The 15,326-nt window shown below is 57.9% G+C and carries 11 protein-coding genes and 1 pseudogene; 1 reads left to right on the forward strand and 11 read right to left on the reverse strand.

All coding sequences use genetic code 11. The features are described from left to right. Positions 1 to 129: 129 nt before the first annotated feature. The 8 genes from AQ610_RS36340 to AQ610_RS22520 all read right to left on the reverse strand — a co-directional run bounded on the left by AQ610_RS36340 (position 130) and on the right by AQ610_RS22520 (position 10,214). Positions 130 to 1,281, reverse strand: coding sequence for a ParB/Srx family N-terminal domain-containing protein (locus AQ610_RS36340; protein ID WP_144411850.1), 1,152 nt, complete (start codon positions 1,279 to 1,281; stop codon positions 130 to 132). Positions 1,282 to 1,547: 266 nt separating this feature from the next. Next, positions 1,548 to 3,860: an ATP-binding protein gene (locus tag AQ610_RS22495; protein WP_230479339.1), complete on the reverse strand. Its 2,313-nt coding sequence runs from the start codon at positions 3,858 to 3,860 to the stop codon at positions 1,548 to 1,550. 69 nt (positions 3,861 to 3,929) lie between these two features. Further along, complete coding sequence (locus AQ610_RS22500; RefSeq protein WP_231749058.1) at positions 3,930 to 4,775, reverse strand: response regulator transcription factor; 846 nt, start codon at positions 4,773 to 4,775, stop codon at positions 3,930 to 3,932. A gap of 272 nt (positions 4,776 to 5,047) precedes the next feature. Beyond that, on the reverse strand, positions 5,048 to 5,728 hold the full coding sequence (locus tag AQ610_RS22505; protein WP_015602605.1) for a LuxR C-terminal-related transcriptional regulator: 681 nt from the start codon (positions 5,726 to 5,728) through the stop codon (positions 5,048 to 5,050). Positions 5,729 to 6,118: 390 nt separating this feature from the next. Further along, positions 6,119 to 7,378 carry an immunoglobulin-like domain-containing protein gene (locus tag AQ610_RS22510; protein ID WP_009916369.1) on the reverse strand — a complete coding sequence of 420 codons (1,260 nt, stop codon included), beginning with the start codon at positions 7,376 to 7,378 and terminating at the stop codon, positions 6,119 to 6,121. A gap of 268 nt (positions 7,379 to 7,646) precedes the next feature. Next, a protein-coding gene (locus tag AQ610_RS34540; protein WP_085954769.1) for an IS5 family transposase occupies positions 7,647 to 8,464 on the reverse strand; the annotation gives its coding sequence in 2 pieces (ribosomal slippage) (positions 7,647 to 8,116 and positions 8,116 to 8,464; 819 coding nt in all). A 159-nt stretch (positions 8,465 to 8,623) separates the two neighbouring features. Next, positions 8,624 to 8,932 (reverse strand): hypothetical protein, encoded by a 309-nt coding sequence (locus tag AQ610_RS22515; protein WP_043283088.1) that lies wholly within the window; start codon positions 8,930 to 8,932, stop codon positions 8,624 to 8,626. Positions 8,933 to 9,119: 187 nt separating this feature from the next. Then, positions 9,120 to 10,214 carry an IS5-like element ISButh5 family transposase gene (locus tag AQ610_RS22520; protein ID WP_006029868.1) on the reverse strand — a complete coding sequence of 365 codons (1,095 nt, stop codon included), beginning with the start codon at positions 10,212 to 10,214 and terminating at the stop codon, positions 9,120 to 9,122. Between the two features lie 1,068 nt (positions 10,215 to 11,282). Between AQ610_RS22520 and AQ610_RS22530 the strand changes: the two are divergent. Continuing rightward, positions 11,283 to 12,529 (forward strand): annotated as a pseudogene (locus AQ610_RS22530) (IS256 family transposase). Between the two features lie 42 nt (positions 12,530 to 12,571). Here AQ610_RS22530 and AQ610_RS22535 read toward each other — a convergent pair. The 3 genes from AQ610_RS22535 to AQ610_RS22540 all read right to left on the reverse strand — a co-directional run bounded on the left by AQ610_RS22535 (position 12,572) and on the right by AQ610_RS22540 (position 15,234). Then, on the reverse strand, positions 12,572 to 13,312 hold the full coding sequence (locus tag AQ610_RS22535) for a hypothetical protein (protein ID WP_043283095.1): 741 nt from the start codon (positions 13,310 to 13,312) through the stop codon (positions 12,572 to 12,574). 294 nt (positions 13,313 to 13,606) lie between these two features. Then, positions 13,607 to 13,813 (reverse strand): hypothetical protein, encoded by a 207-nt coding sequence (locus AQ610_RS36345; protein ID WP_009915605.1) that lies wholly within the window; start codon positions 13,811 to 13,813, stop codon positions 13,607 to 13,609. Next, positions 13,804 to 15,234, reverse strand: a complete 1,431-nt coding sequence (locus AQ610_RS22540) for an amidase (protein WP_006028694.1) — start codon at positions 15,232 to 15,234, stop codon at positions 13,804 to 13,806. Before AQ610_RS22540 ends, AQ610_RS36345 begins: the two co-directional genes overlap by 10 nt. Positions 15,235 to 15,326 lie beyond the last annotated feature (92 nt).

Below are 15,326 nucleotides of genomic sequence, written 5' to 3' on the forward strand. Positions count from 1 at the left end.
TCCAAGGTCCAGTTTCATCTCTGTGCACCTCGTTCGTCCAGTTTTCCGAGGATAGCTCACGGCATCATCAAATCCAGGACTTTTGTAAACCTTCCTTAACAGCAACTGTGCGTATTTTTGAAACTGTCTCTAACGCACAATTTCGTATGGAACAGTCTTTAACCCCAGCACGCGTGCAGCGGCAAGACGGTGATTGCCGTTAACGATTTCGAATTTGGTTTCCCCTTCTATGGAAACAATTTTTACCTGAACTGGCTCAATGCGCACCCCTTTTTTTACTGCTTCAATTACGCTCCCGTAACGCTTCCCGTCCAGCGAATCACGGCTCTGAACAAATTTATCGGTCGGTGCGTACTTCTGATCTGGATTTCCGGTTCTCCATGTATAAATTTCCTGATAATCATAAGTCTCAGTGGGATACCAAGTCTCATTTGATTCGATGGAGATATAAGATTTATCATCCGGGTCATAAATCAGATATGTCTTTTCACCAGTTTTTGATGTATGAACTCGCACGTCTAGGGAATCTTCAAATGTCTCATTAATTTTCTGAACTAAATCATCGTTCAGATCATCCTTGGATTGACGATTCCAAGTTTCCCGGGATAACAATTCCGGCTCTCGCTCGGCAGGTAGATGGGCTCCGCCAGTTGGCTCGGGCGCCACACCTGAATCCTGGATCACCGCGCCACTCTCTCCACCTGACAAGCCACCATCTTCATTGAGTTCGATCTGTGGCCTCACAGGGGACGGCCGCGCACTGATTTTAGACGGGGCGCCAGATTTTGGTGGAATCAACGGCGTGTTCTCGAAGGAAATCGAGGACGATCGCGATGCAGCGAGGGACGGGCGTGGTGACGGGATGGTGGACGGACGCGGAGATGGACGGACCGGGATTGGCCTGACACCGGGGCCCCCTCCTATCGGCCCACCAGCAGCAAAAGTAAATAACAGTTCTAATGCAATGTCCCACGGAGATCTACGAGACTCCTGAGGATCGGCCGGATAACCCGCCGCCATTCTTCGTTTTTGATAGTCTGAATAGCTTTCGTTAATATAACGTATAGGTTCTTGCAGCGCCCGTGGCCTTCTGTTCGATCGTTCATTTTCGTATTTTGTTAGTCGATCGATAGTTGCGTCTGAATGGCCGGTACGGAACACCTGTGAATTTGCGACCGGAATGACGTCGACCGATATGGGTTCACCTGCGCCTCGAACATCCGTACTGGCATGAATCGGAACTGTAAGCGACCCAAGAGGCTTGGAATTAACTGATGTCATTCTGCTCTCCATGAAATGGATGGTTCTCATCGAATTCTGGATGCCATCCCGGTAGCGAAAATCGGCAGAGACACAATATGATGTTTCTCGTGCGCAGCAAATAGGACTGGCACGAAAATCATCTAGCGAAGGCGGCGAATGGAACGAAGCATTTCTGTCGCCGCGCTCGAAGTGGGCGAACTCTGCGCGACGACGCGATGTGACAAGACAGATCGAAAGTCGAACAACTCCAAGTCAACCTGCCGCGTCGCCAGCGCGTCGCGTGGCTACGGGAATAGCGGCAACCTGATGACGAATTCGGTGCCGCGTCCGAGTACGCTGGATACCTGAATCGTTCCGCCGTGACGCTGAATCACCGCCCTGACGAACGGCAGACCTAGGCCGACGCCCCCATCGATATCGTGCTGACGCTCGGCCTGATAGAACGGCTCGAACAAATGCCGGAGCGTGTCATCCGACATGCCGATGCCCTGATCGCTGATGTGCAGCGCGACGTGACGATCGTTGGTTTCCTCGATCCGCACGCGAATTTCCGTTTGATGATCTGAATATTTGATGGCGTTGTCCAGCAAGTTGACGATGGCGCGCACCAACATGTCCGGGTTTGCGCGGATCAGCACAGTATCGGCGCTCACTTCGGGGCCGTGCAACTTAATGGCCTTTCGCTCTGCCGCAAACCAGACCTGATCGATTGCGTCACGAACAATGTCCGCGGGAGCGATCGGCACAAACGTGTCTTTTTCCAGCCGCTCCGCACGCGCGAGCTGCATGAACTCCTTGGCGATCCGAAGCGAATAGTCGGCATACCGGCGCAAGTTTCGCAGGAATTCGTGATCGTGTTGCGTCGCATCGGCCACGGCGGTTTCGGCGCTGCGCCGCTCGATCAGCATGAGGATCGTCGTTAGCGGACTGCGCAGATCATGTGCGACGTGGCGCAGCATTTCTTTATCGTACGCGACGTAGTTTTTCGCGTCAGCAAGGTCGATGAGGCTGATGAGTTGCGACGCGGGCCAAGCGTTCGTTTGTCCGTGCTGGTCGGCTGCTTCGGCAAGCGGTTCGCAAAGCAGGACGTATTCCCGGCTCCGCCATACGATTTCACGAGGTGTGCCCGGCGCAGCATGCAGCGCCGCGTCGATTTTTTGCTTGAGCATGTTGAGCGGAGCTGTTCGCTTTTTCAACGAGCAGTCGGCGGCGTCTGAAGCGTCGGGAAGCAACAGGTTGTTCGCCTTGTCGTTGCGCACCGCGAGCCGACCCTCGAGTTCGAGAAAAACCGGATAGGGCAGCCGATCGATCATGCTCACATAGGTGCGTTGCCATAAGCGGATTTCGTGGATCATGCTTTCTATGTGACGCAGTTCGCCGTGTGCCGCGAGCGCCGGGATCGACGTCAGTTTGGTGACGTCGGACGATTGAATCGACGCGAGAACCGTATTGAGCTCGGACACTTCGCGACGCAGCAGCATGAGGGTACGGTGATGGCGCACTGACGCAAAAAAGCCGTAGATCACTATGCACACGACCGGCAGAAAGCCAATGGGCAGCCAGACATGAAACAACAGCAGCCCGAGAGCAATTGCGAATATCAGCAGTACCCAGGCGAGCGCGGCCAAGTGCATCGCACGCCCCGGCACGACAAAGCAGATGAGCGCGATGCCGATCGTAATGACGAATTGGATCGCCACCTCGGCCGGATAGGCTATTTTCCGCGTGAGACTGCCGGACGCCACCGCTTCCGTAATCAGTGCGTCGAGTTGCACGCGCGATATCGCTTCTGAATGCAGCGACGACGTTTGATAGGTACCTTCGCCTAGCCAGGCTTCGTGTCCGACGAATACGATCTTGCCGGCGAACGCGTCGCCGGGAATGCGCCCTTGCACGACGTCGAGATAGGAATATTGCCGCGTCGCTTCGATGGGCGGCATCACGATCGACACTGCCTGAACGCGTTGCGCATCGACCGACGGCGCATACGGTTCCAGGTAGTCCTCGAACGGGACGGGCGCTTCGATACGCGCGACGCGCAGCGCATCGAGTGCAATATGCGAGATGGTTCCGCTCGCAGTGCGGATGTACGGCACGAAGCCCGTCACGACGCCATAGTGGCCGATCGTAACGTCGCGCTGGCTGATTGCGGCAGCATGATCGGCCAGCGCGCGCGGCAGCGGCAGGACCGGATTGCCCGAGACGTCGGTGGCGTTGCTGGGCCGTACCAGAATGACCTGCGGATGATCTTGCATGCCTCGTTCGAGGCTGCCGTAATCCAAGCCGGGCGCAAGAGGCAAATCCAGCACGATGCTCCGGGCACGCCCCATTCGATCGAGCAACGCCTTCGAGTAGGCCGGCAAGTTGCGCGCGCCGAGCGCTGTGAGCGTGGGTTCGTCGATGTTGACGACGACGATGTCGCCGGTTGGTTTGTGTGCGACCATGCGCGCCATCAAGTCGAACAGAACGCGGTCGAGCGTGCCCGACACGACTCCGCCTGCGGGATACGAGCCCAGCAGCGCCAGCGCGAACATCGCGAACATGAATGCGATCGGGCCGCTTCCGAGCGCCGCGAAGAAGTTCAGTAGCTTTCGCACGCGGCAATTCTTCGGAATAGCGACCACCGCAGACGCGATGGCGGAGCGGAGAACAATCGTGCGGCCGCGCTAAGCGGTATATTTCTCATCGCTTCCCTGGCCGCGGATCTGTTCCAGCCGATAGCCATAACCGTAGATGGCGGTTATCACGACCCCGTGGCGTGCGCCGAGCTGGAGGAGCGTGCGCAATTTGCTGATATAGGTCGAAAGCATCGCTTCTTGACTGCGATTGCCTTTTGCCGATTCCTCCAGTTTGGCATCCGAATCGGCGCTCCAAATTTTCTGAATGAGCGCCTTCTTGGTGACGATCCGGCCTAGATTCGAAAACAGTAATTGAGCAAGCCTGAATTCCCGTTCGGGCAGGTCGATCGATTGGCTGCATAGCATGATGACTCGCGAGCCCCTCAATTCGTAGTCTCCGGCCTTGATGACCGGCTCGGCCGGAGCCGCGGGATAGTAGCGGCGCAATTGCGCGCCGACGCGGGCGATCAGGATATTTTCAGTGACAGGCTTGACCAGATAATCGTCCGCGCCGTGCTCGAGGCCGTAGACGACGTCGGCTTCTTCGTCATGCTGAGTGACGAGCACGATCGGCATTGCGTGCGCAATGCGTTCGCGAGTTCGTTGCAGGACGTTGATGCCGGACGCACCCGGAACGTCCCAATCGAGGAGCAACATGTCGAATGGTTGTTGCTCGATGAGATCGAGAAAGCGATCGCCGTCGGCGCAGGTAGCCGTGTCGTAACCGGCTTTTTCCAGCCAGGCTGTGAGCGTCCTGGCTTGATTGACGTCGTCTTCGAGGATCGCAATGCGTTTTCTGAATTCCGTTTGCATGGACGAGCCCGTGACCGTAACTGGGGTTAGGTGATCTTTTGAAAGGTTGTTGTTAGAAAATCGAACGGAAGCAGACTGCATGATAGTTGCATAAATGAATATTAATTCGCGACGACTTTTATGCAAGCTCGTCGGCGCTGACGAAATCGCCAATAAGCAAATCGGAAAAGATCACGCGGACGTTTTTTGACGTTCATGCCGTCTGAGGCGGCTATCGGGGGACGGCACGGCAGATCTTTCGATGCGCCTCGTTTCTCTTTATCTGGCCGGCCCTCGGAGACTCCGAATGAAAATGTCCGCAACTTCATAAACCAGACATTGCCGCAGGAAAGGCATGACGCCCGCGGCGCGTGTCACGAAGCAGTTGCGCTGATTGAGCAAGCGAGCTTCGTGTCGACGGCATATTTGATGAGATCGATGTTCCGCTTGATGCTCATCTTGCGCATTGCGTTATTTTTTTGTGAGCTGATCGTTTGTTTGCTGCGACGCAGGCGAGCAGCGATTTCGTTGATCGTGAGACCGGACACGAAAAGCCGCACGACTTCCAGTTCACGAGGCGTCAATGCGAGACCGCGGTTCGAGGTCGGGGCGTCCGTCTTGCTCTCCCGAACAATCGAGGCGATGACCGGCGAAAGATAGGCTTCTTCAGACTTGGCCGCGCGCACGGCGGCCGGCATTTCGTCGGCATGGTCTCGCTTGCTGAAGATGCATGAAATGTGTTTCGACAACAGTGAGCGAATCACGCCGGGATTGTCGATTGCCGTGAACACGACGAGGCCGACACCGGGATGGCGGCGTCGAATCAACGACAACATCGCGATGCCGTCGCTGTATTTTTCGCAGCCGGAGGACATCGTGTAATCGGAGATGACGACGTCGCACTCGCGCCGTGTCAGCATGTCGACGAGATCGCCCGGACTCCGTGCGGTGCCGACCACCTGTATGTTCGGATCACGTTGGAGCTCATATGCGAGCCCGGAAATCATGACGGGCTGGCTGTCGGCAATGACGACTTTGGTCGGGGGTGAACGCACGGATGTTCCTCGCTATGGAAACGGTGCTGCGGCATTGGACTCCTCAAGCGGCGCTGCCATTGCGCTGGGACAACCTGGACGTTGTCGCAGCCGCGGTTCCCAACACGGGGTGGACAGCGCGGATGCACCGGTAATGACGATGACGCCATTCTCATCGGGGGACTCGGATAGGGGAAATATTCTGGACGTTTGTTAAATTCGGTGGCTGATCATGAAGGACGCAGCCGCCCCGGCCGGACGTTCAATCGCTTTTGGCGTCGAACGAGTGCGTTCCGATTCGCTCGTCAGGCCGTTGCGGGCCGGTGCCCGCAACGGATAAAGGGCTCAAACGGCGGCGCTTCGAACAGAATTCGCCGCGAATTGAACGACGCTGGACGAATGTCGATTCATCTAACGAATGCCGACTCCCAAATGGCTGCCGTAGTGATAGTTATGTCCTTCCAGCCCGGTCACGATGTTCTTTATCCAGTATCGCGTGAAAGGCAGATAGGCCTGTATGTCGGAAGACCAGTACCAATCATTTCCCATCGGCCAGCGGCTTCCGTATAGCGCATTCATCTCGCGCAACTGCGCCATGTTGGGGATGTGCACCCCTTGCGAGCCGGCGACGCTCGAGATCTGGGAGTAAGTACCTTTGCCGAGACCGACGCACTGTATGACGCCCGTTGCCGACACTTGATAGCTCTTGGTCGCGCCGATGCTGTCCAGGACAGTGATGGCCGTGGTGCCGTTGCCTCGCACCGTCACGTATCCGTTGTTGTCGACGACTGCTATGCCGCTGTTGCCGGATTGATAGCTGTACGGCGGAATTCCACCGGTCGCGGTACGTTGAATCGTGGTGTTGGCAGGCCACGCGCCCGGCAGGAGAGCCGGGTAAGCCGGCAAGAGATAAACCCGGCCACTGAGCGTAACGGGCGTCGTGTCGATTGCGAGCGGCGGCGGGCCGCCGTCGCCGACGGCCTGGTCGTCGCTGCTGTACGCGAACGTCGCCTTGCCACTCGAATTGGCCGGGAGGGTCAAACGAACGATCGGCACCACCTCTTTGTAACTGCCGTAAAAACGCAATTGGTCGTTTTGCGCGTTGGCGAGGGCGCCAGGCTTTCCGGAAATATAAAAGAACGACTGGATAGGGAGATTGGCGCCATGGCCGGCCGGCCAGGTTGCCAGACGCAGTTCGTTCTGGACGGCCCACCATTGCGGAATCATGGCTTGCCTGGCAAGGATGGCCTGATAGAAGCGATTCGCCGTGTCGATCTGTCCGTCTCTCACGTTCCAGCCACATTGGTACCGATACTTGTTCGCGCCAAGATTGAAGTGGTCGATCCACTGCTGGGCGGTGATGATGCCCTGCTCATTGCACGGCTGGCTTTCCAGCGGATAAGTGTTGCTCGGGCCGCATCCCTGAAGCGAATTCCGGTTATTCGTGTCCGCATCCATCGGGAAAGCACAAAGCACGGCGATGTTGCTGTCCTTGTCGGAGGGGGTTTCAAGGGCGGGGAAAAAAATGAACCCGTTGTTGTAGTTGAAAACCAGATTCGCGAAATTGTTGTCCGTGCGCAGCCACGAGAAGGAGACGCCGCCGCTTTGTATGGAGCCGGGGCTGGGATCCCATGGAAAGAAGGCGGGATTGGTCTCCGTTGCACGAAGCATCACGCCGCTGCAGAGAAATGCCGGCTTGCTTAGGCCGCCACAGTCACGATCCGTTCGGTTGTACCATCCGTTCAATTGGGTTGCGGCTTCGGGCCCTGCGACGGTCAATGAAGTCGACGGCGCCTGCGCCGTTTGAGGAGCGCCCTGGTGCGGGCTCGATCACGACGGCAGGCGGGGGCGGACTGGTAGCGCATGCAACCAGTAATGTGCATAGCGTCGCGACCAGTACATATCTGAAGCCATCTGATTTCATGACTAAGAGACGGTTTCATAAAGACTGCTGGGCTCGCCGCAGGGTATTCCAGCAGATCAGGCAGCAGCCGAGTTTGAGGAACGCTTCGTGAATGTCGGCGCGACGTTCAAAGCGAATACGTAGACGGCGGAAATGATGCAGCCAAGCATGAGTACGTTCGACGACCCAACGGACTTTTCCAAGGCCACTACCGTGCGGCTGACCGCGCCGCGCGATGCTGGTGGGGATGTTGCGCTCGTGAAGGATGCGTCGGTATTTGTCGTGGTCGTAACCACGGTCGGCGTAGACGCGGGCAGGACGGCTCAGAGGCCGTCCACGCACGCCGCCGATCGGCACAATGGCCTCGATCAGCGGAACCAGTTGGGTGACGTCGTTACGATTGGCGCCGGTCAGGATTGCCGCGATCGGCGTTCCGTTGGCGTCGGTGGCGATGTGGTGCTTCGACCCGGGTCGAGCTCGATCGGTGGGGTTCGGGCCAGTTTTTCGCCCGCCCCAACCGCACGAATCGACGATGAGTCGACGACCACACGGGAGAAGTCGATCTTCTCGGCTGCTCGCAGTTTCGCCAGCAGCACCGCGTGCAGTCGATCCCACACACCGGCTTGCTGCCAATCGCGCAGCCTGCGCCAACAACTTACGCCTGAGCCGCATCCCATTTCGGACGGTAAGTCGCGCCAACGAATGCCCGTCTTCAGCACAAAAAGGATGCCCGTCAAAGCCGCACGGTCCGCTACCGGCTTGCGACCGGGGTACTTGAAGCGGCGCGGCTTTGGCGGAGGTAGCAGTGGTTCGACCAGTGCCCACAGTTCGTCATCAATGATTGGCTTACCCATCTCCTTGGCCCGTCTGTCACGACGGCCAAGGTTAACAGGATGCTGAAAAAGTTAACAGCCCCTTGGACTCTTTTTGAAACCGTCTCTAAAGCCCTTTGTCAAATTCCATCGACCTTGTTTTATTTCACATGCTGTTTGTATATTTTTCTCCTGCGGGAATCAGAGATTGACGCGCAATACTCGAGAGAATTGAAGTTGCGCATCGGAGTCGATCCATCCGACGCTGTAGTTGATCAGCACTCTGGAGCCGCTATTCTCTGTCGCCCACGCCGCCGGAATATCGAAGATGGAGGGTTGTCCCTTGACGACACGCTGGATTTCGGTATGCCGCGTTACCACGCCATCCCATCGGACCCGAACGGTTTGGTCGTCTTCCATACCGGAATACAAGACCGTCACTTGTGTGCGCGCCCCGTCGAGCAAGGGAGCGGGAAGCGTCAGCGACTGCCCCTCGACATGCAAGGTCAAGGTGTCGGATGGATGAACCGGGCCGCCTAGCAGGCTGTTGAAAAGCGCCTCGTTTTGATGGCTGGGGCACTGTTTAAAAGGGTTTCGTATGCGATTGGCTGCTGAGTTGCGGATAAATCGTCGCGGCTGCCCTGCTGGCGAGCGGGCCAGCAGGCGCGTTGCCGCGCGACGGTCGCGTTTGGGCGGCTCATTTCACTGCTCCCTGCGGCACCGCCGCCAGTATTCGGGCCATTCGAGTCAGGTTGCTCGCCAGCATCGTCAACTTGAAGTGCTGGTCGACTCGCTTGATGCCGCGATACACGGTCTGTCGAATCCTGCCGACGGTCTTGCCCCAGCCGAAGTGCTCCTCGATGCGTTTGCGAATCACCTGGCTGATGCCGTAGCCGACGTGCCGCGACGTGCGCCCGTCGATCGCGCTACCGCCCTGATGCGCGTCGTTGCGTGCGACATGCGGCGTCACCTTGCGCGCACGACAATCCCGCACAAAGTCGCGCATGTCATAACCCTTGTCGGCCCCAAGCGTCTTGGCATGACGGCCTGGCACGCAATCGAGCAGGCGCAATGCGCTCGCGCGTTCGCCAAAGCCATCGGCATGGCTGACCACCGCGCCAACCACCAAACCCGAACGGTTCTCCATCAGGATGTGCCCCTGGTAACACAGGATGGACGGCGTGCCTTTGCTCTTCCTGAACAGCCGCGCATCCGGATCGGTGCTCGACTCGTGAGTCTCGTTGCTGCGCCGCTTGCCCTTCCAGTCGGTGTCGACATTGCGGCCGCCACCGGCCGGCGGATCGTCCGAACCGTCCTTGGGCCGGAAGCTCTTGTGGCTGGCCCACGCCTGGATCAGCGTGCCATCGACCGAGAAGTGTTCTCTGGACAGCAGCCCTTGCTTGTCGGCCAAGCTCATGACTTCGGTAAAGAACGCTTCGACCACTTCGTGCTCGAGCAGACGATCGCGGTTCTTCGAGAACACCGAGTGGTCCCAGACGGCGTCTTCGATCGCCAACCCGACGAACCAACGAAACAGCAAGTTGTAGCGCATCTGCTCCATCAGCATGCGCTCGCTGCGCACCGAATAAAACACTTGCAGCAGCAACGCACGCAGCAGCTTCTCAGGCGCAATCGAGGCTCGACCGCTGTCTGCATAGATCGTGCTGAACAGCCCGTTGAGCCGCTTCAACGCCTGATTGACCAGCAGCCGAAGCGGCCGCAGCGGGTGATCGGCCGGCACGAAGTCTTCCAGCTTCACCGTCGTGAACAGCGGTTCTTGCATCTCGTCCATTCCGCGCATCGCTCTCGTCTGCCCAAGATCATGAACACGATATCTCTAACGCACCGCCCGCAGCGCCCGTTTACACCGTATCCAATTTCAACAGCCTGCTAGACGCTGCTGTACGGAATAGCTGATGCGCACGTCGCGGCCGATTGCGTCGATGACCTCCATGCGCGGGATTCGGAAGTCCATATGCCCCGGCAGCCCGACAGGACGAACGTCTGTGTTGTAGGTTACGGCCGCCACCCATTGAACCCGAACGGTGTCTGCGCCGGCCATGTCGTCATACCGGCGCACTTGAACGATGATGTACTCGTTTATATGGAGATGTTGTCGGCCTAAATAATGCTAGAGACGACCAAAGAAGATATAATTCTCTTTATTGGCAAATAATCCCAATCGTGCGAGTTCAGCTTCCGATAAATAAAAGTGGTAAAGCTGTTTTCTGTTGCAGTGATTCCGATCAAGCTGCCGCAATTATTTGGGGGGATTTTTAAGAAATTCCCCAAGGTGGACTTGGAAGACATGTTGGAACACGATACATTGATTTTACATCAGAAAACAACTTTAGTTTGGAAGGTGGTGTAAATTATCCACCATTCGTAACTGATCATGCTTTACTTGTAAAAAATGGTAAGCTGGAATTCGCGATTTTTCCCCGTCGCGTTGAGTTTGGATACAGATCAATGAACTCTCCAATTCGCCTGCATACATTTTATAGTGACGGGTCGGATGCGTGCTGTATTACACTTCGTGATGCTGCCACGGGGGATCGATTTTCAAACACCGCCCCGCCGGGAAAACTAATCAAGTCATTCGAAATTGATGAGGCGCTATATTTGGATAATTTTTCAATATCAAATTAGAAAATATACCATTTGTATGATACTTTATTTTGCATTTTGACTGCGTTGTTGCATAATTCTGCTAACGGCGAGTGAGTCAGCCCCCCCACGAAAACTGGACCCGAGATGACGCTTAAACTATGAGGTACTCTTACGCCTATGTTTAAGCCTATGCCTAACGGGGGACCCGTCGAGGTTCTGACGCGGCTTGAACAGCGCCGCCGGCATTCCGTTGAAGAAAGGAAAGGTGCCGAAGCTGTTCCCCGATGAACTGATCGATCAGTTCCTTGCGCAGGTGCAGAGCAAGGACGCCGAGTCGATCCTGGGCGAATCGGGGCTGGCCGGCCAGTTCAAGAAGCAACTGGCCGAGCGCATGCTTGCGGCCGAGTTGAGCCACCATCTGGAAGCCGAGACTGAGCAGGGCAAGGCCGGCAACCACCGCAACGGCACCAGTCCCAAGACGGTTCTGACGCCCAACGGCGAGCTGAAGCTGGATATTCCGCGCGATCGGCAGGCGACGTTCGAGCCGCAATTGGTCGGCAAGTATCAACGCCGCCTGCCCGGCTTCGACGACCACGTCATCAGCATGTATGCGCGCGGCATGAGCGTGCGCGAGATTCAGGGCCACCTGCTGGAACTGTACGGGCTGCAGGTGTCGCCCGATCTGATTTCGACGGTCACCGACGAGGTGCTGGCCGACGTCGAGCAGTGGCAGCAACGCCCGCTCGAGGCCATGTATCCGATCGTGTACTTTGACGCGCTGCGGCTGAAGATCCGCGACGAAGGCACGGTCAAGAACAAGGCGGTCTATCTGGCGCTGGGCATCCGCGCCGACGGCCGCAAGGAAGTGCTGGGTTTGTGGATCGAGCAAACCGAAGGCGCGAAGTTCTGGCTGAAGGTCTTCAACGAGTTGAAGAACCGCGGCTTGCACGACATCCTGATCGCGGTGGTCGATGGATTGCGCGGCTTCCCCGAAGCGATCGAGGCAGTCTATCCGGCCGCCCAAATCCAGACCTGCATTGTGCATCTCATCCGCAATTCGCTGAATCTGGCGAGCTGGAAGGACCGCAAGCCGCTGGCTGCCGCGATCAAGCCGATCTATCAGGCCACCACGGCCGAGGCGGCGGCCGCGGCGCTCGACGCCTTTGCGCAGAGCGAGTGGGGGCGCAAATTCCCTACCGTCGCGGCCATGTGGCAGCGCCAGTGGGAACAGGTGATCCCGTTCTTCGCCTATCCGCCCGAGGTGCGTCGAATCGTATATACGACGCCATTGAGAGCATGCACATGCAGTTGCGCAAGATCGTCAAGAGCCGCGGCCACTTCCCGAGCGACGAAGCCGCCAGCAAGCTGCTGTACCTGGCCTTGCGCAACATCGAAAAGGATTGGAAGATGCCGCCTATCACTTGGCGGCAAGCAGTCAATCAGTTCGCCATTCTGTTCGGCGAGCGATTCACCTCCGCCATTAGCCGAGACCTTTAACCTTTGTTCGAAGCAAGGCGGCAGCGTATGTATTCCGAGTCTTCAATTCACCACTGTCACGATTCCACGTTTATCTTCTACGCAGCCCACTTGAGGCGCGCGTGCCTTCGCTGTAACGGGATACGTTCCCAAGACATACGGCGTGAAGGTAAAGGTCGGTAGAAAATTGTTCACGCCGGCATATCCGTACTGCTGGATGTAAAGGAAGCCGGTCGCGCCGGACGAGAGCGAAATATCCACGTTGCCTGCCACCGGCGCGGACGTCCAGACGGCAATCGGCAGAGATGACTGATGCGCGAATTTCACCTGCACAGCGGGAACGATGATCGTGACGCCGTAGTCCGGCAGCTTCGCGGCCGCGCCATCCTTGTTCGAGACGGGCTGCTGCTCCAAGGTCTTGCAGAGCGAAAAATTCAGGATTTGATCGTTGATCGTGATCTCGCCCTCGTTGGTGGCATCGACCCCGCCCATTTTCTTGCACACCTTCTGCCTGTAGAAGGTCGCATCGGCCGGCTGTTCGCCCCGTACGAAGGTCAATTTACCCGGCCCCGTTCGCGTCAGCACCTGCTCGATCGTGATGGTCTTTCGCGGATCGTCGGGATCGGTGGTGAGAATGGTGCGGCGGACTCTATTCGGACCCGACGGCATCTTGAATTCCTGACAATTGATCAAGCTGTCCGTCGTGTCGGCGACGGCGGTCGAGGCGCCGGGTTGTTGTTCGGCGCAAACCGGAGGAGCAACCAAAGCGGCAAGCAACGTGACGGTCAACAGATTTCTTTTCATGTAATCGCTCTCACGATGGTGGATTGGTACGCCTGTATCGGGACGGCAATGCGTGGAAACTAGCGGTGCCGTATTTGACCGATATTAACTAATTGATCTTGTAAGCGACATTTCGTTAATGTCGGAATATGCCGAGGGAAATTGGCATTCAGCCGCCTCATTACATCATTACCCTTATGTTAATGACGAGATGAAACCATTGCAAAATAAGTCAGGCGAATTGAAGCTGGATTTTCGTGATCAAATCAATCGGCCACTCGCGTGATATTGGGCATGGATTGGCCGATGTCTTAATTAATGACGCGGCTCTTTTTTAAGGTAGAAAGCGGTTGAGCCGGCGGCGTACACGTGTTCATATTCGCTACGGCTCGTGGTTGCATGCTCCGATGTCCGCTCCCGCACGGACGCCGCCGCTTTGGCGAAGCGAGCGGGCTTCAAACCCGGGAGGCGCAGCCGCTCGCGGGCGGATTCGATGCCGGTTGTTTCCCGCATCAGCGGCATGAGTTTTTCTGTTCGATCGCGCTGGTGCCCGACATCCTCGGGTGTCGCAGGTGCCATTCCGTCGCCGCTTGATACGCATCCGCAACGCATGCGAGTCTGGCTTCGGAAAAGTGCGCGCCGATCATCTGAAACACCAGCGGCAACCCGTTCGCGGACATGCCGCACGGCAGAACGATGGATGGAATGCCCGCCATGTTGAACGGGCATGTAAACCGATGGAGATCCACAATCAAAGCGTCGTCGACCTTCGACATCCGCTCGATCGTCGGCACGCCGCCAGCGAGCACCGGCAGGGCCACGATGTCGACGACGTCGAACACGGCCGCGAGCTTGCCCCGGAAGACCTCACGTCGCAGGAGCAATCGCTGGAGCGCCATTCCGGAAAGTGCGCGGCCCTGTTCGATCAGCGCGGCGAGGCTCGCACTGTATTCGTCCTTGCGCGACGGATACGTGGCCTCGTGTGCAAGCGCCGTTTGCACGGCGCAGACCGGGAACCAATCCCGGATCATGTCGCTCACGTCGGGCAATGTCACGGCGACGATTTCCGCGCCGAGTTCGCGCAGTACCGCGATGGCGTTCGATATCGCGTGCTCGGTCGCGTCGTTGAGGCGAGCGCCGAGCCACGAATCGTCCACGCCGAGCCGGATGTCTTTCAGATCGCGAGTCAGCGCTTTCGAGAAATCGGGGACGGGCAATCGGGATGTCGTTGGATCGGCAGGGTCCGTGCCCGCGATCGCTCCGAGGACGGCGGCCGCGTCGGCGGCGGAGCGTGCAATGACGCCGACATGATCGAGCGTCGCGGCGAGTTCGAAGGTCCGATGGCGGGAGACGCGGCCCCATGTAGGCTTGATGCCGGTGACGCCGTTGGCTGCCGCGGGAAGCCGGATCGATCCGCCGGTTTCCGATGCGAGCGCGGCGTAACAGAGTCCCGCGCAGATGGCGACGGCGCTGCCGCTGGACGACGCGCCGGGCCAGTACGCGTCATGCCACGGATTGCGCGGAGCCGCGAACGGCGTGCGGTGCTCCGCATACGCGCCCTCGGTCATCGACAGCTTGCCGAGCATCACCGCGCCGGCGTTTCGCAAACGCCGGACGACCGTCGCATCTTCGTCGGCGACGGCGTTCGCGTGAATGCTCATGCCGGCCGTCGTCGGGACGCCTTTCATGTCGAAGATGTCTTTGATGGCGACGGGAATGCCGTGTAGCGGCCCCCGATCGATTCCGCGCGCGATTTCCTGCTCGGCGCGTCGAGCGTCGGCGAGCGCGGATTCCGCCGTGACACGGTTGTATGCGTTCAGATGCGGATTGAGTTGCGCGATGCGTGCGAGCATCGCCTGCGTCAGTTCCACCGGAGACAGGCGCCCTTGCCGCAATTGCGACGATACGTCCAGCAGGCCGAGATACTCGAAATTCTCGTGCATGGCTATAGGCTCCTGATCGCACAAAAGGGAGCGGCCCACGGACGACAATCGATCGTCGTCGAGCCCGCGCGTATCTGTCGGCTCGAGACGTC

It is taken from the genome of Burkholderia humptydooensis, assembly GCF_001513745.1.
GTDB classification, from domain to species: Bacteria; Pseudomonadota; Gammaproteobacteria; order Burkholderiales; family Burkholderiaceae; genus Burkholderia; species Burkholderia humptydooensis.